This is a genomic window from Pseudomonas sp. QE6 (assembly GCF_041379005.1).
GTDB lineage: Bacteria > Pseudomonadota > Gammaproteobacteria > Pseudomonadales > Pseudomonadaceae > Pseudomonas.
The window spans coordinates 5,453,989-5,477,125 of record NZ_CP166873.1; the positions used below are offsets into that span (position 1 = coordinate 5,453,989).

A 23,137-nucleotide genomic window follows, 5' to 3' on the forward strand; every position below is an offset into this window, starting at 1 on the left:
CGAGGATGAGTGAGCCCACCCGGGCTGCCGTGGCGGCCCGGAGTCGTTCTGTCGGGAGGAAAGCCGGCCCCGTTACAGGGCCGGCGAGCGCCTTACTGCGCGGCGGCCTGGATGGCGGCGCCCAGTTGCTGTGCGGCCTTCTGCGGATCGGCGGCGGGGTCGTTGAAGAAGTTGGTGACCACGTCGAAGATCGCACCCTGCACGTAGCTGGAGGCGGCCATGCTGTGGGCCATGCTCGGCACCAGGTTGTTGCTGGCGGAGGCGGCCTTGAAGTCCTTCATGGACTGCTGGGCGCAGCTGTCGAAGGGCGTCATGTCGACGTCCAGGCGCACCGGGATCGAGCCCTTGTTCAGGCTGAAGTCCTTCTGGAAGGCCGGGGCGAGCACCGCGCGCGCCAGGTCTTCCTGGGCCTTGCGGTTCTCGGCGTTGCTGAGCTTGAACATCACCAGGGAATCGATGTTGTAGTCGAAGGCCTTCTGCGTGCCGGGGAACGGCAGGCACTGGTAGTCCTTGCCCGCCACCTTGCCGGCGGCGGTGAACTCGCTCTTGGCCCAGTCGCCCATGATCTGCATGCCGGCCTTGCCGTTGATCACCATGCCGGTGGCGACGTTCCACTCGCGGCCGGCAGCGTCGGCGTCCACATAGCTGTGCAGCTTCTTCAGCGCGACGAAGACGTCGGCCATCTGCGCGCCGGTAAGGGTGTCCTTGTCCAGCTCGACGAAGGCCTTGCGGTAGCCTTCCGGGCCCATCTTGCTGAGCACCAGGTTTTCGAACAGGGTGCCGTCCTGCCAGGGCTGACTGCCGTGAGCCAGGGGCGTGAAGCCGGCGGCCTTGAGCTTGTCGGCGGCGGCGAAGAGCTCGTCGAGGGTGGTCGGCGGCGTGGCGCCGGCCTTCTTGAAGACTTCCGGGTTGATGTACAGCCAGTTCACCCGGTGCACGTTGACCGGCACGGCCACGTAGTCGCCCTTGTACTTCATGATCTGCGCCACCTGCGGCGGCAGCAGCTGGTCCCACTTGCCCTCGGCGGAGACGTCGTCGAGGTCGGCCAGCAGACCGAGCTCACCCCACTCCTGGATGTCCGGCCCCTTGATCTGCGCGGCGGCCGGCGGGTTGCCGGAAACGGCGCGGGTCTTGAGCACGGTCATGGCCGCTTCGCCACCACCGCCGGCGACGGCGAAGTCCTTCCAGGTGTGGCCCTTGGCTTCGACGAGTTTCTTCAGGGTTTCGGCGGCGCGCTTCTCGCCGGGGGAAGTCCACCAGTGCAGCACTTCGACTTCACCGGCGTGGGCCAGCATTGGGGAGAGACAGAAGGAAGACAGACAGATGGCGGCCGACAGGCGACGGATCGCATTCATGGGGAGCACCTTGTTCTTGTTATTGGAGGCAAGTCTGCGCTTGCGATGGTCCGAGTCTATCCAAGGCATTCCGGTCTCCGGGTAACGAAGCGATCTTCGATTGTCACGAGGTGGTGACATTGGGGGCTTTGAGTGGGATTTGCGTGAAAGTATCTGGGGAGCTGGAAAGGCACTCTGGGATGTTTCCTGAATATTTGTGGCTTGGCCCACCACCCTCTCCCCAGCCCTCTCCCTGAAGGGAGAGGGAGCTTTCCGAGCTGCCTGTAGGTTCCTGCGCTTCAGATGGCCTTTGCATCAAGCTGACTCCGGCCTGAACGCACATGCCGGACGGTCCCCTCTCCCTTCAGGGAGAGGGTTAGGGAGAGGGAAACGGCACCGCCACGCGCCATACCCACCGGAGAAAACCAACCGCCCTACTCCACCTCCAACCGCGGCAACCTCAAGGTCACCCGCAACCCACCTTCCCGGCGGTTCTGCAAGGTGACTTCCCCGCCATGGGTATGCGCGATATTGCGCGCGATACCCAGCCCCAGTCCGTAGCCCTGGCCGCGCTCGGAGAGGCGGAAACGCGGTTCGAAGACCTTCTCCAGCCGCTGCTCCGGTACACCCGGCCCCTGGTCGTCGACATGCAGAACCACAGCGTCAGGATCATCCTCGATGCTCAACTGAGCGCGGCCGCCGTATTTCAGGGCGTTGTCCAGCAGGTTGCCGATGCAGCGCTTGAGCGCCAGCGGCTTGCCCGGATAAGGCTCGCGGGCGGCGCCGAGCACCTCGACTCGGCCATCGGCGATATAGGGCCCGGCGACGTACTGCAGCAGTTGGTTGAGGTCCACCGGCTCGACGTTCTCGTGGATGTCGGTGTCCTTCACGCATTGCAGCGCACCCTTCACCAGCAGTTCCAGTTCGTCGAGGTCGTGGCTGAACTTGTCCCGCGCCTGTTCGTCCTCCAGCAGCTCCACGCGCAGACGCAAGCGGGTGATGGGCGTGCGCAGGTCGTGGGAGATGCCGCTGAACAGCTGAGCGCGTTCGTTGACGTAGCGGTCGATGCGCTCGCGCATGGTGTTGAAGGCGCGGGAGACTTCCACCAGTTCGCTCGCCCCGCTCTCCTCCAGTGGCTGGTCCTGGCCGCCCAGGGCGATGTCACGGGCGGCGCTGGCCAGGCGTTTGAGCGGGCGGCTCTGCCAGTGCACCAGCAGGCCGGTGAACAGCAGCAACAGGAGACTGGTGAAGACGATGGAGATGATCTGCTGCGGCGGCAGGCTTTCAGGTTCCAGGGTCACGTAGGGTGCGGGCATCAGGCTGGCGATGTACAGCCATTCGCTTTCGCCGATGCGGATCTGCGTGACCAGCACCGGCGGGTTCACCGGCTCCAGGGTCAGCGCGTAGTGCGCCCAGGAGCGCGGCAGTTCTTCGAGCTTGAGCTCGCCATTGAACAACCGCAGGTCATCGGGGCTGACGAACTCCACCTGCAGCTCCACGTCCTTGCCCAGCTTCTGGTGCAGCACGTCCTGCACGATGTCGATCACCGCCTGCTTGTTGGTGGTGTCCGGCAGCGCGCGCATGTCCAGAGGGCGTTCGTTGAGCGAGACGAAGAAGCGCGTGCCGCCCATGCTGCGCAGCTGGTCGAGCACCAGCGGGCGGTAGCCGATGGGCAGCGAGCGGAAGTAGCTGACGCTCGCTGCCATGGAATAGGCCAAGCTGCGCGAACTGGTGAGCAGGCCGTCGCGCTGGCTGCTGCGCAGGTGGGAAATCCAGAACAGGCTCGACAGTCCCTGGGCAATCAGCACCGCCAGCAGGGTGAGCAGCAGCATGCGCCCGAGCAGCGAGCGCGGCACCAGGGCCCTGCGGCGGCGCTCACTCATGGCCGGCGAGGTGCGGGCGAACCTGGGCGGCCAGCAGGTAGCCGCTGCCGCGCACGGTCTGGATCAGCCGCGCCGGCTTCCCGGTGTCGCGCAGGCGCTGGCGCAGACGCGAGACAGCCATGTCGACGATGCGCTCCAGCGGCATCACCTCGCGGCCACGGGTGGCGCTGGCGATGGTGTCGCGGTCGAGAATCTGCCGGGGGTTGTCGAGGAACAGTTTGAGCAGGGCGAAGTCAGCGCCGCTGAGGAAGTGCTCCTCGCCGTCCTCGTGGAACAGCCGGTGGCTGATGGTATCCAGCCGCCAGTCGTCGAAGGCCAGCACTTCGCCGCCGCGCACCTGTGTGAACTGCGCGCGGCGCAGCAACGCCTTGATCCGCGCCAGCAGCTCGCGGGGGCTGAAGGGTTTGCCGAGGTAGTCGTCGGCGCCCAGTTCCAGGCCCACCACGCGGTCGGCCTCGTCGGAGCTGGCGGTGAGCATGATCACCGGCATGCAGGCGTGGCGCTGGTGCGAGCGAATCCAGCGGCACAGGCTGAAGCCGTCCTCGTCGGGCAGCATCACGTCGAGGATCGCCAGGGCGGCATCCTCCTCGCACAGCGCGCGGCGGAAGCTCTCGCCATCGGCAACGCTGCGCACCTGGAAACCGGCGCGGCTGAGGTAGGTTTCCAGCAGCTCGCGGATTTCCTGGTCGTCGTCCACCAGCAGGATGGATTTGGCGGGCTGGGTCACTTGGGGCGTCCTTCGTTCTTGTTGTTCTTCAGGGATGCAGCGTGGATTCAGCCTTCGTTGCGCAGGGCCTGCTCCAGGGCGACGCCGGCGCCGAACAGACCGGGGTGTTCGGCGGTCATGACCCACACCGGCACCGGCTCCAGGTAGGGCCCGCTGGTCTTGCCGCGGGCGCGGAACGCCTCGGCGAAGCCGCTGCGCTGGAAGCGCTCGAGGAAGCGCGGGACGATACCGCCGGTGATGTACACGCCACCCAGCGCACCGACCGTCAGCACGGCATTGCCGGCGACCCGCGCCAGCCAGAGGAAGAAGTGTTCCAGCACCGCGTCGGCGTAGGCGTCGCCGGCCATGGCGCGCTCGCCGATCTCGGCGGCGGTGGCGCATTTTGGTTCCACGCCATCGAGCTGGCAGCTCATGCGGTAGAGGTTTTCCAGGCCGCTGCCGGAGAGCACGCGCTCGGCCGAGACGTGGCCATATTTTTCGCGCAGCAGCTGCCAGAGGGCGAAATCACGCTCGGAAGTTACCGGCAGGTCGACATGGCCACCTTCGCAGGGCAGCACGTCCCAGCCGCCGCCCGGCAACGGCATCAGGCTGCCTACGCCCAGACCGGTGCCCGGGCCGATGATCAGCCTGGCGCGGCCTTCCAGCGCCTTGCCCGGGCGCACCTGCACCAGGTGTTCTTCCGACAGCCGCGAAGCCGCCCAGGCCATGGTGCTGAAGTCGTTCACCAGCAGCAGGTGGCTCAGGCCCAGTTCGGCGCGAAAGGCGTCGCGCTTGATCACCCAGTGGTTGTTGGTGAACTTGAAGTCGGCGGCGCCAACGGGACCTGCGCAGGCCAGGCAGACGTTGTCGATGGCCGACAGCGGCTGGCCAACGCGCTGCAGGTAGTCGCGCACGGCGTCTTCGGGCCGCGGGTAGTCGGCGCAGGCCAGGACCTGGACGGATTCGAGGACTTCACCGCGCCACAGGGCGAAGCGGGCGTTGGTGCCGCCGATGTCGCCGACCAGGGCGAAACCGTTCGAGGCGGGCTGAGCGTTATTGGAATTCATGGCGGGCTCTGGCCTGGAAATGGGTTGGAAGGATGCGGCGCGGGATCATGCCAGCATAGGACAGCGCCGAAAACGCCCCGTGCGACGAACAGGCAGTCCGTCACACGGGAGACCGGCAGGGTCAGCTCGGACCGTTCAGTTCGGCCGTGAAGCTGCAGGCGCCCTGCTCCGCCGGGCTGAAGGCGTTGCGCATGAAGGCGAACAACTCGCGGCCCATGCCAAGGTTATCGATGGCCGGGGTTTCCACCAGCGGACGGGCATCCCACTCCGCCGCATCCACCAGCACGCGCAGCTCGCCGGTCGTGCCGTCGACGCGCACCACGTCGCCGTCGCGCAGCTTGGCCAGCGGGCCGCCGTTGAGCGCTTCCGGGGAGACATGGATCGCCGCCGGCACCTTGCCGGACGCGCCGGACATGCGCCCGTCGGTCACCAGCGCCACCTTGAAGCCACGGTCCTGCAGCACGCCAAGGAACGGCGTGAGCTTGTGCAGCTCCGGCATACCGTTGGCGCGCGGGCCCTGGAAGCGCACCACGGCGACCAGGTCGCGCTCCAGCTCGCCGGCCTTGAAGGCGGCCGCCAGGCTCGACTGGTCGTGGAAGATACGCACCGGCGCCTCGACGACCTGGTGTTCCAGTGCCACGGCGGACACCTTCATCACGCCACGGCCAAGGTTGCCTTCCATCAGGCGCAGGCCGCCTTCGGGCGAGAACGGCTTGTCGATGGGGCGCAGGATGTTCTCGTCCAGGCTCGCCGCCGGGCCTTCGCGCCAGACCAGCTTGCCCTCTTCGAGGAAAGGCTCCTGCACGTAGCGGCGCAGGCCCTTGCCGACCACGGTCTGCACGTCTTCATGGAGCAGGCCGCCGTCCAGCAGCTGGCGGATCAGGAAGGACATGCCGCCCGCCGCCTGGAAGTGGTTGATGTCAGCCTGGCCGTTGGGATAGATACGCGCCAGGGTCGGTACGACTTCGGAAAGGTCGGCCATGTCCTGCCAGGTCAGCTGGATACCGGCGGCCTGGGCGATGGCCAAAAGGTGCAGGGTATGGTTGGTCGAGCCGCCGGTGGCGAGCAGCGCTACCACCGAGTTGACCATGGCCTTCTCGTCGACGATCTCCGCCATGCGCACGAACTGGCCGTTCTCCGGCGTCAGGCGCGCGGCCTGGCGGGCGGCTTCGCGGGTCAGCTCGTCGCGCAGCGGGGTGTTCGGGTTGACGAAGGAGGCGCCCGGCAGGTGCAGGCCCATCACCTCCACCAGCAGCTGGTTGGTGTTGGCGGTGCCATAGAAGGTGCAGGTACCCGGCGCGTGGTAGGAGGCCATCTCCGAGGCCAGCAGCTCCTCGCGGGTGGCCTTGCCTTCGGCGAACAGCTGGCGCACCGCGGCCTTCTCCTTGTTGGAGATGCCGGTGGGCATGGGGCCGGCCGGCACGAACACCACCGGCAGGTGGCCGAAGCGCAGCGAGCCGATCAGCAGGCCGGGGACGATCTTGTCGCACACGCCCAGGCACAGCGCGGCGTCGAACATGTTGTGGGACAGCGCGATGGCGGTGCCCATGGCGATCACGTCGCGGCTGGCCAGGGACAGTTCCATGCCCGGTTCGCCCTGGGTCACGCCATCGCACATGGCCGGCACGCCGCCGGCGAACTGGCCGACCGAGCCGATCTGCCGCAGGGCGTCCTTGATCAGCTCCGGGAAGCGCTCCAGCGGCTGGTGCGCGGAGAGCATGTCGTTGTAGGCGGAAACGATGGCGACGTTGGCCTGGTTCATCAGCCGCAGCGCCTGCTTGTCGGACTCGCCGCAGGCCGCGACGCCGTGGGCGAGGTTGCCGCAAGGCAGCGTGCCGCGGTGCGGACCCTTGGTGGCGGCTGCCTTGACCAGGTCGAGGTAGCGCTGGCGGGTTGCCGCGCTGCGGGCCTGGATGCGCTGGGTGACTTCGAGCACACGAGGGTGCATGGCAGCATTCTCCTACAGACTATCAGTTGTTGTTTTTACAACATAATCTTCGAATACAAAGCGTTTACTTTTCTTCGAAGCGGAAATTTAATGTTTTTTACCACAACAAAAGAAAAGAGACGACATCCATGACTATACGCCTGGCTATCAACGGTTTCGGTCGCATCGGTCGGAACGTTCTCCGCGCACTCTACTCGGGCCCCTATCGCCAGCACCTGCAAGTGGTGGCGATCAATGACCTGGGCGACGCGGCGATCAACGCCCACCTGCTGCAGTACGACAGCGTGCACGGGCGCTTCCCTGGCCAGGTGGAGCATGACGCGGAAAGTCTCAGCGTAGAGGGCGACCAGATCGCCGTCACGGCTATCCGCAACCCGGCGGAGCTGCCGTGGAAGGTGCTGGAGGTGGACATCGTGCTGGAATGCACCGGCCTCTTCACCAGCCGCGAGAAGGCCGCCGCGCACCTCGACGCCGGCGCACGCCAGGTGCTGATCTCGGCACCGGGCCAGGGAGTCGACGCCACGGTGGTCTACGGCGTCAACGAACACATCCTGCGGCCGACGCACCAGATCGTCTCCAACGCCTCCTGCACCACCAACTGCCTGGCGCCGGTGGCCCAGGTACTGCACCGCGAACTGGGCATCGAGTACGGGCTGATGACCACCATCCATGCCTATACCAACGACCAGAACCTGTCCGACGTCTACCACAGCGATCCATACCGGGCGCGCTCGGCGACCCAGTCGATGATCCCGACCCGCACCGGTGCCGCCGACGCGGTGGGCCTGGTGCTGCCGGAACTGGCCGGCAAACTGACCGGACTGGCGGTGCGGGTGCCGGTGATCAATGTGTCGCTGGTGGACCTGACGGTGCAGGTCGCCCACACGGCCCACGCCGAGGAGGTGAACGCATTGTTCGAACGTGCCAGCCAGGGCTCGCCGATCCTCGGCTTCAACCGCCAGCCGCTGGTTTCGGTGGACTTCAACCATGACTCGCGCTCCGCCATCTTCGACGCCAGCCACACGCGGGTGAGCGGCCGACTGGTCAAGGTGATGGCCTGGTACGACAACGAGTGGGGATTCTCCAACCGCATGCTGGATACGGCGCGGGCGGTGTATTTGGCGCAGGGATGAAGAAGGTTCGCGAGCAAGCTCGCTCCTACAGGTAGGGAGCGCAGGCTCTTCGTAGGAGCGAGCTTGCTCGCGAACAACCACTGCACCGCACTATCAATCAGCTTGCAGGATGGGCAGGGATCAGCGCGAAACCCATGCCGCCAGTGCTCGGGATCGATGGGGTTCGTTGCGCTCCACGCCATCCTGCATACGCGTGTCGGATTTCTCATCGCCGCCATCGAAGCCGCCAATCGCACCCAACCCCGCTCTTGCTAGAATCCGCCGTCACTTCTTGCTCGCCGCCTTCATGCTCGCCCTCAAGCTCACCCTGGTTCCGCTGTTCCTGCTGCTGGTCTCGCTCTCCGGGCGCTGGTGGGGGCCCGCCGTCGCCGGCTGCCTGGCCACCCTGCCCGCCATCACCGGGCCGATCCTCTGCCTGATCACCCTCGAACATGGCCGCGACTTCGGCGCCCAGGCCGCGCTACTGGCGCTGGCGGCGATCTTCGCCTCGGAGGCGTTCAACTTCACCTATGCCTGGATCTGCCGACGCCATCCCTGGCCGCTGGCGCTGGGCGGCGCGATGCTGGCCTGGCTGGCCGCCGCCTGGGGACTGACGCAACTGCCCACTCTGCCCGCCTGGGCCTTGGGTGCGGCGGCGCTGGGCACACTGACCAGCCTGTTGTTCATGCCGCGAGTGGAACTGCCGCCCACCCTCTCCCCCATCGGACGCTTCGAACTGGGCCTGCGCATGCTCGCCGGCGCCGCGCTGACGCTGGCCGTCACCGCCCTCGCCGGCTGGGCCGGGCCAAGCTGGAGCGGCCTGCTGGCGGTGTTCCCGCTGCTCTCCATCGTGCTCTGCGTATCGTCGCAGCGCCTGAATGGCGCGGGCTTCGTCATCGCCCTGCTGCGCGGCATGGTCACCGGGCGTCCGGCCTTCGGCGCCTTCTGCCTGTGGCTGGCCTTGCGCCTGCCGGAGACCGGCACCGTGCAGAGCTTCGCCGAAGCGGCAATGCTGTCCGTGCTGGTGCAAGGCGCATTGCGCTGGTTGATCGGGCGCAGGGCCAGGAAGCTGGCGAACCCGGCGACCTGAAAAAGAAAAACGCCACGACTCGATGAGCCGTGGCGTTTTCGTCTGGAACCAGCGCTTGTGGATAACGCTTAAAGCAGCGTGAAGCTCTGCTCCTTCACGTTATCCGAATCCAGGCCGACGTAGACCTTGAACTCGCCCGGCTCCGATGCGTAGCGCAGCTGGCTGTCGTAGAAGCGCAAGTCTTCCTCGCGGATCGGGAACTGCACCACCTTCGACTCGCCCGGCTGCAGCATGATCTTGCTGAAGCCCTTGAGCTCCTTCACCGGACGGCTGATGGAGGCGGCGACGTCGCGCAGGTAGAGCTGCACCACGGTCTCGCCGGCGACCTTGCCGGTGTTCTTCACCGTCACGCTGGCGGTCAGCTGGTCACCCTTCTTCAGCCTGCTGCCCGACATCTTCACGTCCGAGACGCTGAAGTCGGTGTAGCTCAGGCCGTAGCCGAAGGGGTACAGCGGGCCGTTCTGCGAGTCGAAGTAACGCGAGGTGTACTTGTTCGGGTGCTCGTGGTCGAACGGGCGGCCGGTGTTCAGGTGGTTGTAGTAGATCGGCACCTGCCCCACCGAACGCGGGAAGGTCATGCTCAGCTTGCCCGACGGGTTGTAGTCGCCAAACAGCACGTCGGCGATGGCATTGCCGCCCTCGGTGCCGCTGAACCAGGTTTCCAGGATGGCGTCGGCATTCGCGCTTTCCCAGCGCAGGTCCAGCGGGCGGCCGTTCATCAGCACCAGCACCAGCGGCTTGCCGGTGGCCTTGAGGGCCTTGAGCAGCTCGACCTGGCTCTGTGCGATATGCAGGTTGGTCTTGCTCGACGCCTCGTGGGCCATGCCCTGGGCCTCGCCGACCACGGCGACCACCACGTCGGCCTGCTTCGCCTTGGCCACGGCCTCGTCGATCATTTCCTTCGGGCTGCGGGAGTCGACGCTGACGTCCTCGTTGTACTCGTTGAGGTACTTGATGATCTCCTGGTCGTCGGTGACGTTGGCGCCCTTGGCATAAAGCAATGCGGCCTTGCCGCGGGTCGCCGTGCCCATGCCTTCGAGCACGGTCACCGCCTGGAAGGCCTTGCCGGCGGCGGACCAGCTGCCCATCACGTCGCGCTTGCTGTCGGCCAGCGGACCGACCAGGGCGATCACGCCATCACGCTTGAGCGGCAGCACGCCATCCTGGTTCTTCAGCAGGACCATGCCCTTGCGCGCGATCTCGCGGGCGTCGGCACGGTGCAGGCGCTCCTCGGCGTCGGTGTCCACCGGGTCCTTGCCCTGCAGGTAGCGGTACGGGTCCTTGAACAGGCCCATGTCCCACTTGGCGGCCAGCACGTCGCGGCAGGCACGGTCGATCTCGGCCTGGCTGATCAGGCCCGCCTTGAGCAACTCGGGCATGTGCTTGCCGTAGAGGTCGTCGTTCATGTTCATTTCGACGCCGGCGTTGATCGCCAGGCGGGTGGCGTCGCGCTCGTTGGCGGCCACGCCGTGCTTGATCAGCTCGCCCACCGCGCCGTGGTCGCTCAGGGTCAGGCCCTTGTAGCCCCACTGGCCGCGCAGCAGGTCCTGCAGCAACCACTTGTTGGCGGTGGCGGGCACGCCGTTGATGCTGTTCAGCGAGACCATCACCGCGCCGGCGCCGGCATCGATGGCGGCGCGGTACGGCGGCAGGTAGTCCTGGAACATGCGCTGCGGGCTCATGTCCACGGTGTTGTAGTCGCGGCCGCCTTCGCCGGCGCCGTACAGGGCGAAGTGCTTGACCCCGGCCATGATGGTTTCCGGCTGGTCCAGGCCCTTGCCCTGGTATCCCTTGACCACCGCGGCAGCGACCTTGCTGGTCAGCCAGGCGTCTTCACCGAAGCCCTCGGAGACACGGCCCCAGCGCGGATCGCGGGCGATGTCGACGGTGGGCGAATAGGTCAGGTTGAGGCCGTCGGCGCTGGCCTCGATGGCCGAGACGCGGGCACTGCGCTCGATGGACGCCAGGTCCCAGCTGGCCGCCAGGCCCAGGCCGATGGGGAACACGGTGCGATGGCCGTGGACCACGTCATAGGCGAAGAACAGCGGGATCTTCAGCCGGCTCTTCATCGCCGCATCCTGCAGGTCGCGGATGCCCGGACGCACCACGGTGTTGAACACCGCGCCAGTGGTGCCGGCGGCGATCTCTTCCAGCAACACCGGCTTGGGATGATCGGGACCGACGCTGACCAGGCGCAGCTGGCCAATCTTCTCTTCCTGCGTCATGCGTTGCATCAGGCTGTCGATGAAGGCGTCCTTCGACTGGCCGGGCAGCGGCACGGCGGGTGCCACGGCAGGAGCCTGGGCTGCGGAAAGCGAAGCGCTGCTCAGGCCCAGCAGAAGGCCGAGCCAGGAGATACGGCTGATTGGTGTTGTTTTCATATGGGTACTCAGCAGCCTGCGCGAAGCGCCGGGCCACTGTGGATTGTTATCGAGGGTCGTCGAAGGGACGGGGATTCCGGCGGCTCCCCCGGGTGTTGCCGCCAGCGCCTTTCGAACGCGGCACATAAGGTCGTCGCGCCGAAGGCGGAAGTCAATCACCGAACGGCTGGAAAGCGTCGGGGAAATGCCTTTAATGGTCGCGATTGCGGGCGTTGAACTCCATTTCCTCGCGCATGGCTTCGCGCAGGGCGCGTTCCTCGTCCCACTCCTCTTCCGCCTCGGCGGCCGGCGCGGTGACGGCAGGCTCGGGCTCAGGCGAAGCGGGCTCCGTCTCCGTGTCTTCCGGCGCCGAGCCTTCCGGCTGAACCTCGGGCAAGCCGAAGACACCACTGAAATCGGCGTCCACGCCATTGTCCTCGGCATCCGCCGGCGGCAGGTCGATGAGGTCGTCGAAATCGGTCTTCAGGCCCTGCTCCATCTCGTCCAGCTCGGCGAGCAGGCTGCGGAAGCTGGTCTCCTCGGGCTTTTCCTCCGGCGGAGCGGGCTCCGGCTCCTCGCCGGCATCGCGCAGCGCCTGGTCGGCCAGCGCCTGCAGCGACGGCGGAATGTAGTCCTCGTCGTATTCCTCGGGACTCGGCAGACTGACCGTCGGCGCCATGTCCTCGAGGATCGGCTGGGGCTCGGGCTCCATCAGTTTCAGCTCGGCCAGCGGCGGCAGCTCTTCCAGGCTCTTCAGGTTGAAGTAGTCGAGGAAGGTCCGGGTGGTGGCCAGCATCGCCGGACGGCCGGGCACCTCGCGGTAGCCGACGATGCGGATCCACTCGCGCTCCATCAGCGTCTTGACGATCTGGGTGTTCACCGCGACGCCACGGATCTCTTCGATCTCGCCACGGGTGATCGGCTGGCGGTAGGCGATCAGCGCCAGGGTCTCCAGCAGGGCGCGGGAATAGCGCTGCGGACGTTCTTCCCACAGGCGGCCGACCCAGGGGGCGAGCTTCTCGCGCACCTGCAGGCGGTAGCCGGTGGCCACCTCCTTCAGCTCGAAGGCCCGGCCGGCGCAGGACAGCGACAGCACCGCCAGCGCATCGCGGAACTGCTGCGGCTCCGGCCGCTCGGCCTCCTCGAACAGCTCGCCGAGGCGCTCCAGCGACAGCGGCTTGCCGGCCGCCAGGAGGATGCCTTCGAGCAGGGTCGCCAGTTCTTTGGGGTCGGACAGGTTCATCGAGTCGCTCAGTGGGTCAGCCGAAACGGGTAAAGGCCGGGTGGTAGGCCACTTCGCCGCGCACCGCCTGGGCCTGCGGGGTCAGGCGCAGGCATTGGCAGTACGGGGCGGGGATGCCGGGGAACACCAGGGTGTCATCGGCGACGAAGCCGAAGCGCGAATAGTAATCCGGATCGCCCACCAGCACACAGCCGGCTATGCCTTCAGCGCGCAGCTGCTCCAGGCAGGCCTGCGCCAGTGCAGCGCCAATACCGCCCTTCTGCCGCGCCGGCAGCACCGCCAGCGGGCCCAGGCCCAGCCAGCCGATGTCTGCGCCATCGAGGGTCACCGGCGAGGCGGCCAGGTAGCCGACCACTTCGCCGGCCTCCTCGGCCACCAGCGCCAGGCTGAGTGCGCCTTCCTCGCGCAGGGCCTGCACCAGCAGGTGCTCGGTCTGCCGGCTGTGCGGATGGTCGGCGAACGCCGCGCGCAACAGGGCGTCGATGGCGGCGTGGTCGCCGGGTTGTTCAGAGCGAATCTTCAAGGTCATCGAAAGTCGGCTCCGCAGGCACTGCCTCCTCGGGTTCGAAGGCCCCCTCGCCTTCCTCCTGTAAGGTTTCCGCGGACGGAGCGCCTTCCGTGGTCTCGGTCCGGGCGCGCACGTGGATCGGCGCGAAGGCGGCGTTCTGCACCAGCTCCACCAGTTGTTCCTTCACCAGTTCGAGCACGGCCATGAAGGTCACCACCACGCCGAGCTTGCCCTCCTCGACGCGGAACAGGCTGATGAAGGGCACGAAGCCCTCGCCCTTCAGGCGCTCCAGAATCTCGGTCATGCGCTCGCGGGTGGAGAGCATCTCGCGGGTGACCTGGTGGCTTTCGAACAGGTCGGCGCGGCGCAGCACCTCGGCCATGCACAGCATCAGTTCCTGCATGTCGACGTCGGGCAGCAGCTTGCGCGCCCGCGCATCCGGCGCGGCAACGGCTGGCAGGATGATGTCGCGGCCCAGGCGCGGCAGGGTGTCGAGGTCCTCGGCGGCCTTCTTGAAGCGCTCGTATTCCTGCAGGCGGCGGATCAGCTCGGCGCGCGGGTCTTCCTCTTCTTCCTCGGCCTCGGCCGAGCGCGGCAGCAGCATGCGCGACTTGATCTCGGCGAGCATGGCGGCCATCACCAGGTACTCGGCGGCCAGTTCCAGGCGCACCGACTTCATCAGCTCGACGTAGCCCATGTACTGGCGGGTGATTTCCGCCACCGGGATGTCGAGGATGTTGATGTTCTGCTTGCGGATCAGGTAGAGCAGCAGGTCGAGCGGGCCTTCGAAGGCTTCGAGGAAGACTTCCAGGGCGTCCGGCGGGATGTACAGGTCCTGCGGCAGCTCGGTCAGCGCCTCGCCGTAGACCAGCGCCAGCTGTACCGGGGCCCGGTATTCGGTGGCGCTGGAAGGATCGTCCGGCTCGGTCAGGTCACTCATCGGCCACTCGTCAGGGTCTGGGGGATACAGGCGGCATTATCCCTGCTTTTACCCCTCGTGGGTGGGGGAAATGGCTCAAGGGATGGGCGGTGTCAAATCACGTCGCGCGGCGGTGGGCATTCCTGTAGGAGCGAGCTTGCTCGCGAACCAGGCTCCGCAGCGGGGGCTTGTTCGCGAGCAAGCTCGCTCCTACGAAAAGCGTTTATCAGCGGTAGGACAGCCCCATGGCATGCCGAACCTCCACCAGCGTTTCACGGGCGGTCTCGCGGGCGTGCTCGGCGCCCTCGGCGAGAATGCTGCGCACCAGCTCCGGGTTGTCCTCGTAGTCCAGCGCGCGTTCCTGGATCGGCGCCAGCTCCTGCTGGATCGCCTCGATCAGCGGCCGCTTGCAGTCCAGGCAGCCGATACCGGCGCTGCGGCAGCCCTCCTGCACCCACTGCCGGCAGCCGGCGTCGGAGTAGATCAGGTGCCACTGCCACACCGGGCAAAGGTCCGGATTGCCGGGATCGTTGCGGTGCACCCGCGCAGGGTCGGTGGGCATCCGCGCGATCTTTTCCTCCACCTCCGCCGGGCTGTCGCGCAGGGCGATGGTGTTGCCGTGGGACTTGGACATCTTGTGGCCATCCAGCCCCGGCATCTTCGGCGCCTGGCTGACCAGGGTCTGGGGTTCGGGCAGCAGCAGCCGGCTGCTGCCTTCGAGGTAGCCCAGCAGCCGTTCGCGGTCGCCCAAGGTCAGGCTCTGCTGCTCCTTGAGCAGGGCCTGCGCGGTTTCCAGCGCTTCGGCATCGCCCTGCTCCTGCCAGGTGCGGCGCAGGCTGGAGTAGAGCTTGCCGGTCTTCTTGCCCAGCCGGCCGATGGCGGTCTGCACCCGTTCCTCGAAATCCTCCTCGCCGCCATACAGATGATTGAAGCGCCGGGCGATCTCGCGGCTGAACTCGACGTGGGCGAACTGATCGGAACCCACCGGCACCCAGCCGGCGCGGTAGATCAGGATGTCCGCCGCCTGCAGCAGCGGATAGCCGAGGAAGCCGTAGGTGGAGAGGTCCTTGTGGCTGAGCTTTTCCTGCAGTTCCTTGTAGGTCGGCACCCGCTCCAGCCAGGACAGCGGGCAGATCATCGACAGCAGCAGGTGCAACTCTGCGTGCTCGGGCACCTGGGACTGGATGAACATCGTCGCCGCGCTGGGGCTGACGCCCACCGCCAGCCAGTCGATGGCCATGTCGCGCACGTGTTGGCGGATACCTTCGGTTTCGTCGTACTCGGTGGTCAGGGCATGCCAGTCGACGATGGAGAAGAAACATTCATATTCGTGCTGCAGTTTCACCCAGTTCTGCAGCACGCCGTGGTAATGCCCCAGGTGCAGGCGCCCGGTAGGGCGCATGCCGGACAGCACGCGGCGCTGGGATTCGACGCTGGCCAAGGATCAACCTCGCGGAGTCAGGAACGAAGTGCGCAGTATAGGTGCCGAGCCAGTTCCCGAACTGCTGCGCGTCGGGTCTGCTGCATCAGGACAGGCTCAAGTTCGGGAACCGATGCTCAGGCGCTGACCATGAAGGGTTCCGGATCGCCGCAGCCGACGCGCACCACCACCGGGTCCTCGTCGGTCAGCGCGATCACCGTGGACGCCTCGCCGCCGCCGTAGCCGCCATCGATGATCAGGTCCACCTGATGCTCCAGCAGGTCGCGCATCTCGTACGGGTCGTTGAGCGGCTCGGTCTGCCCCGGCAGGATCAGGCTGACGCTCATCAGCGGCTCGCCCAGTTCCTCCAGCAGCGCCAGGGCGATGGGGCAGCTCGGCACGCGCAGGCCGATGGTGCGGCGCTTGGGGTGCAGCAACATGCGCGGCACTTCGCGGGTGGCGTTGAGGATGAAGGTATAGGGGCCGGGGGTGTGCGCCTTGAGCAGGCGGAACAGGCCGGTATCGACCTTGGCGTAGAGCCCCAGTTCGGAGAGGTCGCGGCAGACCAGGGTGAAGTTGTGCTTGTCGTCCAGCCGGCGAATGTGGCGGATGCGCTCCACCGCCGACTTTTCACCGATCCGGCAACCCAGCGCGTAGGAGGAGTCGGTGGGATAGGCGATCACGCCCCCCTGCCGGACGATCTCCACCGCCTGCTTGATCAGGCGCGACTGGGGGTTTTCCGGGTGGACCTGAAAGAACTGGCTCATTGAGTCTCCTTGTTCCCTGGGGCGGTGTCCGCATGGGCGAAACGCGGCCACAGCGGCGGCAGATCATCCGGCACCGTACGGTACAGGCCCAGTTCGGACCAGTCGCTGGGGCCGTGGAAATCGCTGCCGGCGGTGACCATCAGGCCGAACTCGCGGGCGAGGATGCTGAGCACGCCGACCTGCTCCGCCGGCTGCGGGCCGTTGACCACCTCGATGGCATGGCCACCGGCGGCGATGAAGTCGGCGACCAGCTTGCGCCGCTTGGTGCGCGTGAAGTCGTATTGGTAGGGGTGCGCCAGGCTGATCCAGGCGCCGGCGGCGCGCAGGGTGCCGACCGCATCGGCAAGGGCCGGCCAGTGCTGCTTGACGTCGCCCAGCTTGCCGGCGCCCAGCCACTTGCGGAAGGCTTCGGCGCGGTCCTTGACGTAGCCCTGGCGCAGCAGGAACTCGGCGAAGTGCGGGCGCGCCGGGGCATTCTCGCTGTCACCCAGCTCGCGCTGCACCGCCTGCGCGCCCTCGAAGGCGCCGGGCATGCCCTTGGCCTCCAGGCGCCGGCCGATCTCCTCGGCACGGGTCCAGCGGGCGCGGTGCAGGTCGTCCAGTGCCTCGACCAGCGATTCGGCGCGCGGATCGAAGCCATAGCCCAGCACGTGGATGGTCGCGCCCCCCCAGGTGCAGGACAGCTCGACCCCGTCGACCAGTTCCATGCCCAACCGACGCGCGGCATCGCGGGCCTCCGGCAGGCCGTCGAGGGTGTCGTGGTCGGTCAGCGCCAGCACACGCACGCCGCGCCCGTGGGCGCGCTCGACCAGGGCCGTCGGGCTGAGGAGTCCGTCGGACGCGGTGCTGTGGCAGTGCAGGTCAACTCGCATGCAGGGCTTCCGTAGGCTGGGGACGGCTTATTTCTGTATAGACGCTTATGTGCGCCCGCTCTCACGGCAACGGGTTGAAACCATGAGCGGGCGCAGCGTTGGGCGGATGAGGCTTTCAGTTCACCGGCAGGTTGGTATTATGCCGGCTCTACCAGGCTCTGGCTGCCGTAATGAAGCAATTCATCGATTTCATCCCCCTCATCCTGTTCTTCATCGTCTACAAGCTCGACCCGCGCAACGTCGAACTCGCTGGCCAGAGCTTCTCGGTCGGCGGCATCTACAGCGCCACCGCCGTGCTGATCGCCACCTCCGTGGTGGTCTACGGCGCCCTGCTGATCAAGCAGCGCAAGCTGGACAAGGGCCAGTGGGTGACCCTCGCCGCCTGCCTGCTGTTCGGCGGCATGACCCTGGCCTTCCACAGCGAAACCTTCCTCAAGTGGAAGGCGCCGGTGGTGAACTGGCTGTTCGCCCTGGCCTTCGCCGGCAGCCACTTCATCGGCAACCAGCCGCTGATCCAGCGGATCATGGGCCACGCGGTGCACCTCACCGATTCCCTCTGGGCGAAACTGAACATCGCCTGGGTGCTGTTCTTCCTGATCTGCGGCTGTGTCCAGCTGTTCGTCGCCTTCACCTTCCAGAGCATCTGGGTGGACTTCAAGGTGTTCGGCAGCCTGGGCATGACCCTGCTGTTCCTGATCGGCCAGGGCGTGTTCCTGGCCCGCCACATGCACGATGAACCTACCGGCGAAAAACCCAAGGACTGACATGCTCTACGCGATCATTGCCCGTGATATCACCGCTTCCCAAGAACGTCGCCTGGCCACTCGCCCCGCGCACATCGCCCGCCTGGAGCAACTGAAGGAAGAAGGCCGCCTGGTGCTGGCCGGTCCGCACCCGGCGATCGACAGCAACGACCCGGGCGCCGCCGGCTTCACCGGCAGCCTGATCGTCGCCGAGTTCGAGTCCCTGGCCGCAGCACAGGCCTGGGCCGATGCCGACCCCTACCGCGCCGCCGGCGTCTACGCCGAAGTCGTGGTCAAGCCGTTCAAGAAAGTCCTGCCGTAACCGCTCGCCCCGTTGCAGCCCCGCGGCAGGGACGTTCGCGGGGGATAGCAGCCGGACACCGCCGGGATGGCCGTGAACGGCGGTACATCATCGAACAAGGAGTCCCGATGCACCGTCTGCCCCTGCTCGTCTGTCTCGCCCTGCCCCTGGCCGCCCAGGCCGAAGAACCCGCTCCGGAACAGCCTCCGGCCGCCGCTGTCGAAGTCATTGACGCGTCGAGCGCCAGCGCCCACGCCGACCTCGAACGCCGCCTGGCCGAGAGCGAGCAGCAACGCCAGGCGCTGGCCGCCCAACTGGCCGCGCAATCCGCGGACCGGGACAACAGCCAGGACGAAGCCGTCATCGGTCGTCTGCGTCAGGAGAACCAGCGCCTGAAACTGCAACTGCGCGAAGCCCAGTCGCAACAGCCGCCGCGCCTGCTGACCGAGCAGCAGACCTGGTACGTCAGCGGCGGCGCCACCGCCCTGCTGGCTTTCCTCCTCGGTGCGCTGAGCCGTGGCAGCCGCCGCCGGCATCGCCGCGAATGGATCAACTGAAAGAACCGACTTCATGAGTGAACTGCTGCTGATCGACGACGACCGCGAGCTCTGCGAGCTGCTCGGCACCTGGCTGGTCCAGGAAGGCTTCAGCATCCGCGCCGCCCATGACGGTGCGCAGGCCCGCGCCGCGCTGGCCAGCCGCGCCCCGGACGCGGTGGTACTCGACGTGATGCTGCCCGATGGCAGCGGGCTGGAACTGCTCAAGCAACTGCGCGGCGAACATCCGGACCTGCCGGTGCTGATGCTCTCCGCCCGCGGCGAACCACTGGACCGTATCCTCGGCCTGGAGCTGGGCGCCGACGACTATCTCGCCAAACCCTGCGACCCCCGTGAACTCACCGCCCGCCTGCGCGCCGTGCTGCGCCGCAGCCACCCGGCGCAGCCCAGCGCACAGCTGGAGCTGGGCGACCTGGCGTTGAACCTCACGCGCGGCGTAGCAAGCATCGGCGAGCAGGAAATCAGCCTCACCCTCTCCGAGAGCCGCATCCTCGAAGCCCTGCTGCGCCAGCCCGGCGAACCGCTGGACAAGCAGGCCCTGGCGCAGCTCGCGCTGGGCCGCAAGCTGACCCTGTACGACCGCAGCCTGGACATGCACGTCAGCAACCTGCGCAAGAAGCTCGGCGGCCACCCCGACGGCCGTCCGCGCATCCTCGCCCTGCGTGGCCGCGGGTATTTCTACGCGCCCTGAAGCGCGCGGGCTGCAAGCCCCGAGCCGCCCTGGCGCGGGCTTTCGTAAAGTTCGGAGAGGCGCTTCACGTAATCTTTACCGAAGCTTTACCTGTGACTGACCGCCCTTGACCTTGCCGACCCTAGACTGGGCCCATCCGGTAACGACCGGTCCCTGAAAGGAGAAACACCATGCGCAAGACCCTGACCGCCCTGCTGATCGCCGCCGCCCTGCCGACCGTCGCACTGGCGGCCACTCCCGCGCCGACCGACGCCCCGCCGCCGGCCCCGTACATGAAAGACCACGACCACGGCATGATGCACGGCGGACGTGGCGGCATGTTCCGCGACCTGAACCTGAGCCAGGAGCAGCGCCAGCAGATCGGCAAGCTGATGGGCGACTCCATGAAGAATCGCCACGAGATCACCGAGAAGTACTGGAACAAGCTGCCCGAAGCCGACCGCAAGGCCATGCAGGCCGAGCTCAAGGCCAACCACGACAAGGCTGAATCCGGCATTCGCGGCATCCTGACGCCCGACCAGCAGAAGAAGTTCGACGAGCTGAAGAAACAGCGCGAACAGCGCAAGGCCGAATGGGCGGAATTCCAGACCTGGAAGGCCCAGAAGGACGGCGCCAAGGCCAACTGATCGCTCCCGCAAGTGCAGGCGCCGGGTTATCCCGGCGCCTTGCCGTGGGGCCCTGACAACGGATAGACCATGCGGCTGAACAGGAAGACCATGCGCTCACTCTTCTGGCGGATCCTCGCCGCCTTCTGGCTCGCCCTGCTGCTGGTGGCCGGACTGTCGATCCTGCTGGGCCGCGCCCTCAACCAGGACACCTGGGTCATCGCCCGCTACCCCGGCCTGCATGACCTCGCCCGGCAATGGACCCTGCTCTACGAAACCCGTGGTCCGGAAGCCGCCCAGGGGCTGCTGGAAAGTCGCCGGCAGCAGTACGAACTCTCGGTGCAGGTGCTCGACGAGAGCGGCCAGCGCCTGGTCAACGGCACCTACCTGCCGCGCCCGCCCCGACCGGGCGGCTCGTTCAACCGGGAAAACCTGCCGCGCTTCCCCTGGCGCCAACTGAGCCAGGAATACGTCAGCCCGCGTACCGACCAGACCTTCCTGTTCATCTACCGCATTCCCCACCCGGCGCTGCAGGCCTGGCATCGCGGCAGCCTGCTGTGGCCGCTCAGCGCTCTGGGCATCGCCCTGGTGGTGCTGACCGTATTCAGCCTGCTGTTGACGCTCTCCATCACTCGTCCGCTGAACCGCCTGCGCCGCGCCGTGCACGACCTCGGCCAGACCGCCTACCAGCAGGACAGCCTGGCGCGCCTGTCACGTCGTGGCGATGAACTGGGCGTACTGGCGCGCGACTTCAACCGCATGGGCGCCCGCCTGCAACGCCTGATCAGCAGCCAGCGCCAGTTGCTGCGGGACGTTTCCCACGAGTTGCGCTCACCGCTGGCGCGGCTGCGCATCGCCCTCGCCCTGGCCGAGCGCGCCACTCCCGAGGAACGCGCCAACATGTGGCCGCGCCTGGAGCAGGAGTGCGATCGCCTGGAGGCCCTGATCGGCGAAATCCTCGCCCTCGCCCGCCTCGACGCCGACCCCGGCCCGGCCAGCCGGATCGCCCTGCTGCCGCTGTTCGAGCGCCTGCGCGACGATGCCCAGTTGCTTTACCCGGACCAGCGGATCCAGCTGGACATCGCGCCGGACCTGGCGCTGGACGGCTGGCCCGACATGCTCGAACGCGCCCTCGACAACCTGCTGCGCAATGCCCTGCGCTTCAACCCCGTCGAGCAGCCGCTGGACGTACGGGCCCAGGTCGACGGCGAACGCCTGCACATCAACGTGCGCGACCACGGCCCCGGCGCCGACGAGGAACACCTGGCGCAGCTGGGCGAACCCTTCTTCCGCGCGCCCAACCAGAGCAGCCCCGGCCACGGCCTGGGCCTGGCCATCGCCCGCCGCGCCATCGAACGCCACGGCGGCCGGCTGCGCCTGGGCAACCATCCCGATGGCGGCTTCCAGGCCAGCATCGACCTGCCCCTGCACCGACCGGCCGCTTGAGCGACGCACTATTTTCCGGAGAACCCGAATGAGCCTTCCCGCCCTGGCCACCCCGTTCCCGCATGCTCCCGTGCCGCCCATCGCGCGGTCATTCGGCGCGCCGCCGGACGACCCGCAGAGCCTGGTGCTGGCGGTGGAACTGGCGCGCCTGGCCGAGCAATGGCGCGCGCGCTGGCCCGGCCTGCGCCTGAACCTGCCGCAGTCGGGCACCTGGCCGCTGGAAAGCTGGCCCGAAGCGCTGCGCGGGGCACTGGATGCGCTGTTGCAGGCCGCGCTGCAGAGACGGCCGAACGCCGCGCTGGAGCTGACGCTCAGCTCAACGCGGGGACTCTTGAGAGTGGATCTGCAAGGCCACGACCCGCTGGCGCGGGCCTGGCTGCCGGACGCCCTGCGTCCGGCTCAACGCCTTGCCGCCTGGCAGGGCGGACGCCTGCTTTGGCGCGCCCACGGCAAGGGCTGGAAGATTCGCCTGGGGCTGCCGCTCAGCCCTGCCAGGCGCTGACGAAGGCCGCCGGATCGAGCGGCGTCGGCCGGCGCAGCTCGCCGATCGGCGTGCCCAGGTAGATGAAACCGACGATGCGCTCGTTGGCCGCCAGGCCCAAGCCTTCCCGCACAAACGGATCGAACGCCATGGCGCCAGTGCGCCACATCGCGCCCAGCCCCTGGGCATAGGCAGCCTCGATGATGCCGTAGGCGGCACAGCCGGCAGCCAGCCACTGCTCGATTTCCGGCACCTTCGGGTGCTCCTGCAGGCGCGCCACGGCCACCACCAGGGTCGGCGCGCGCAGCGGCATGGCGCGCGCCTTGTCCAGCGCCTCGGGCGCCGCGTCGGGTTGCTGGGCCTGCAGCGCACGGGCGAACAGCTCGCCCAGGCGAGCGCGCGCATCCCCTTCCACGGTCAGGAACCGCCAGGGTCGCAGCTGGCCGTGATCCGGCGCACGCAGGGCGGCGCGGAACAGGCCGTCCAGCTGTTCGGCGGACGGCGCCGGCTCACCCAGGCGAGCGTGGGATACACGGTTGTGCAACGCGTCGAGAGCCTCCATGGGCTACCTCCAGACAAACTCGAAAGCGCCATTGTAGACGCAAAGGGTTCGCATTTGCCCAGCGCTCGCTGCGCCGTCAGGCCACCCGGTCCGGCGAAAGCGTCGGCATCACCGGTGGCGTCAGCGGCGGCAGCCCATAGGCGGCGCGGGCCGCGTCGCAGTTGGGGTTGTGGACGCCATCGGTCCAGGAGGCCTCGAATTCCCGGCAGGTCGAGGAACGCTGTTCGTACATCGTGCAGCGCACGCCGCAACCGACGTCACCGAGCAGGCCGACGCAGCGCACCGGGCGCACCTCGGTGCCGCGCATGGCGACCATGTAGGGGCTGACCTGGACGACCTGCTCATCCGGGACGACGCCACCGGAGGATTGGCACTCGCCAAAATAGAAGGACACACGGAAATGCGCGCAGCAGGCGCCACAATTCAGACACGGATTGTTATTGGACATGGATGCGAATGCACCAGAGAAACCGGCGAGCGCCGGCGGGCTGCGCAAGATTCTATCCATCCCGTTGCGCTTGT

The 23,137-nt window shown here is 67.3% G+C and carries 23 protein-coding genes; 9 read left to right on the forward strand and 14 right to left on the reverse strand.

Annotated elements, in window-relative coordinates; translation table 11 throughout:
- Positions 1–92: 92 nt before the first annotated feature.
- The 5 genes from ACAW63_RS24900 to edd all read right to left on the reverse strand — a co-directional run bounded on the left by ACAW63_RS24900 (position 93) and on the right by edd (position 6,938).
- The gene (locus tag ACAW63_RS24900; RefSeq protein ID WP_371229951.1) at positions 93–1,355 is read right to left on the reverse strand and encodes an ABC transporter substrate-binding protein; all 1,263 of its coding nucleotides are present in this window, start codon (positions 1,353–1,355) and stop codon (positions 93–95) included.
- 413 nt (positions 1,356–1,768) lie between these two features.
- Positions 1,769–3,190: an ATP-binding protein gene (locus tag ACAW63_RS24905; protein ID WP_371234782.1), complete on the reverse strand. Its 1,422-nt coding sequence runs from the start codon at positions 3,188–3,190 to the stop codon at positions 1,769–1,771.
- 19 nt (positions 3,191–3,209) lie between these two features.
- Positions 3,210–3,944: a response regulator gene (locus ACAW63_RS24910; RefSeq protein WP_371229953.1), complete on the reverse strand. Its 735-nt coding sequence runs from the start codon at positions 3,942–3,944 to the stop codon at positions 3,210–3,212.
- 47 nt (positions 3,945–3,991) lie between these two features.
- Positions 3,992–4,990 (reverse strand): glucokinase, encoded by a 999-nt coding sequence (locus ACAW63_RS24915; RefSeq protein WP_371229955.1) that lies wholly within the window; start codon positions 4,988–4,990, stop codon positions 3,992–3,994.
- A gap of 121 nt (positions 4,991–5,111) precedes the next feature.
- On the reverse strand, positions 5,112–6,938 hold the full coding sequence (gene edd, locus ACAW63_RS24920; RefSeq protein WP_371229956.1) for a phosphogluconate dehydratase: 1,827 nt from the start codon (positions 6,936–6,938) through the stop codon (positions 5,112–5,114).
- A gap of 128 nt (positions 6,939–7,066) precedes the next feature.
- Between edd and gap the strand changes: the two genes are divergently transcribed.
- Positions 7,067–8,071, forward strand: coding sequence for a type I glyceraldehyde-3-phosphate dehydrogenase (gene gap / locus ACAW63_RS24925; protein WP_371229958.1), 1,005 nt, complete (start codon positions 7,067–7,069; stop codon positions 8,069–8,071).
- Between the two features lie 286 nt (positions 8,072–8,357).
- The gene (locus ACAW63_RS24930) at positions 8,358–9,140 is read left to right on the forward strand and encodes a hypothetical protein (protein ID WP_371229960.1); all 783 of its coding nucleotides are present in this window, start codon (positions 8,358–8,360) and stop codon (positions 9,138–9,140) included.
- 68 nt (positions 9,141–9,208) lie between these two features.
- On the opposite strand, the gene bglX is transcribed toward ACAW63_RS24930, so the two are convergent.
- The 7 genes from bglX to ACAW63_RS24965 all read right to left on the reverse strand — a co-directional run bounded on the left by bglX (position 9,209) and on the right by ACAW63_RS24965 (position 17,229).
- Entirely contained in the window at positions 9,209–11,506 is a 2,298-nt protein-coding gene (gene bglX, locus ACAW63_RS24935) for a beta-glucosidase BglX (RefSeq protein WP_371234784.1), read from the reverse strand.
- A 205-nt stretch (positions 11,507–11,711) separates the two neighbouring features.
- Positions 11,712–12,743, reverse strand: coding sequence for an SMC-Scp complex subunit ScpB (gene scpB, locus ACAW63_RS24940; protein ID WP_371229962.1), 1,032 nt, complete (start codon positions 12,741–12,743; stop codon positions 11,712–11,714).
- Between the two features lie 16 nt (positions 12,744–12,759).
- Positions 12,760–13,272 (reverse strand): GNAT family N-acetyltransferase, encoded by a 513-nt coding sequence (locus ACAW63_RS24945; protein WP_371229964.1) that lies wholly within the window; start codon positions 13,270–13,272, stop codon positions 12,760–12,762.
- Positions 13,250–14,062, reverse strand: coding sequence for a ScpA family protein (locus ACAW63_RS24950; RefSeq protein ID WP_371234785.1), 813 nt, complete (start codon positions 14,060–14,062; stop codon positions 13,250–13,252). Before ACAW63_RS24950 ends, ACAW63_RS24945 begins: the two co-directional genes overlap by 23 nt.
- 334 nt (positions 14,063–14,396) lie before the next feature.
- The gene (locus ACAW63_RS24955; protein WP_371234786.1) at positions 14,397–15,572 is read right to left on the reverse strand and encodes a tryptophan--tRNA ligase; all 1,176 of its coding nucleotides are present in this window, start codon (positions 15,570–15,572) and stop codon (positions 14,397–14,399) included.
- 155 nt (positions 15,573–15,727) lie between these two features.
- Positions 15,728–16,357 (reverse strand): L-threonylcarbamoyladenylate synthase, encoded by a 630-nt coding sequence (locus ACAW63_RS24960; protein WP_275610861.1) that lies wholly within the window; start codon positions 16,355–16,357, stop codon positions 15,728–15,730.
- On the reverse strand, positions 16,354–17,229 hold the full coding sequence (locus ACAW63_RS24965; RefSeq protein WP_371229966.1) for a PHP domain-containing protein: 876 nt from the start codon (positions 17,227–17,229) through the stop codon (positions 16,354–16,356). The genes ACAW63_RS24960 and ACAW63_RS24965 overlap by 4 nt, the downstream gene beginning before the upstream one ends.
- A 170-nt stretch (positions 17,230–17,399) precedes the next feature.
- Between ACAW63_RS24965 and ACAW63_RS24970 the strand changes: the two genes are divergently transcribed.
- The 7 genes from ACAW63_RS24970 to ACAW63_RS25000 all read left to right on the forward strand — a co-directional run bounded on the left by ACAW63_RS24970 (position 17,400) and on the right by ACAW63_RS25000 (position 22,074).
- The gene (locus ACAW63_RS24970; RefSeq protein ID WP_371229967.1) at positions 17,400–17,993 is read left to right on the forward strand and encodes a septation protein A; all 594 of its coding nucleotides are present in this window, start codon (positions 17,400–17,402) and stop codon (positions 17,991–17,993) included.
- Between the two features lies 1 nt (position 17,994).
- Positions 17,995–18,294, forward strand: a complete 300-nt coding sequence (locus ACAW63_RS24975) for a YciI family protein (protein WP_015478115.1) — start codon at positions 17,995–17,997, stop codon at positions 18,292–18,294.
- A gap of 107 nt (positions 18,295–18,401) precedes the next feature.
- Positions 18,402–18,830: a translation initiation factor 2 (IF-2, GTPase) gene (locus tag ACAW63_RS24980; protein WP_371229969.1), complete on the forward strand. Its 429-nt coding sequence runs from the start codon at positions 18,402–18,404 to the stop codon at positions 18,828–18,830.
- Between the two features lie 13 nt (positions 18,831–18,843).
- The gene (locus ACAW63_RS24985; RefSeq protein ID WP_275610857.1) at positions 18,844–19,521 is read left to right on the forward strand and encodes a response regulator transcription factor; all 678 of its coding nucleotides are present in this window, start codon (positions 18,844–18,846) and stop codon (positions 19,519–19,521) included.
- Between the two features lie 170 nt (positions 19,522–19,691).
- Complete coding sequence (locus ACAW63_RS24990; protein ID WP_371229971.1) at positions 19,692–20,147, forward strand: Spy/CpxP family protein refolding chaperone; 456 nt, start codon at positions 19,692–19,694, stop codon at positions 20,145–20,147.
- A gap of 90 nt (positions 20,148–20,237) precedes the next feature.
- Entirely contained in the window at positions 20,238–21,572 is a 1,335-nt protein-coding gene (locus ACAW63_RS24995) for a sensor histidine kinase (RefSeq protein ID WP_371229973.1), read from the forward strand.
- 28 nt (positions 21,573–21,600) lie between these two features.
- Positions 21,601–22,074 carry a hypothetical protein gene (locus ACAW63_RS25000; RefSeq protein ID WP_371229975.1) on the forward strand — a complete coding sequence of 158 codons (474 nt, stop codon included), beginning with the start codon at positions 21,601–21,603 and terminating at the stop codon, positions 22,072–22,074.
- On the opposite strand, the gene ACAW63_RS25005 is transcribed toward ACAW63_RS25000, so the two are convergent.
- Both ACAW63_RS25005 and ACAW63_RS25010 read right to left on the reverse strand, forming a co-directional pair.
- Positions 22,055–22,615 (reverse strand): nitroreductase family protein, encoded by a 561-nt coding sequence (locus tag ACAW63_RS25005; protein WP_371229977.1) that lies wholly within the window; start codon positions 22,613–22,615, stop codon positions 22,055–22,057. The two genes, ACAW63_RS25000 and ACAW63_RS25005, sit on opposite strands and share 20 nt — an antisense overlap.
- A 76-nt stretch (positions 22,616–22,691) precedes the next feature.
- Positions 22,692–23,063, reverse strand: a complete 372-nt coding sequence (locus tag ACAW63_RS25010; RefSeq protein ID WP_331316047.1) for a YkgJ family cysteine cluster protein — start codon at positions 23,061–23,063, stop codon at positions 22,692–22,694.
- Positions 23,064–23,137 lie beyond the last annotated feature (74 nt).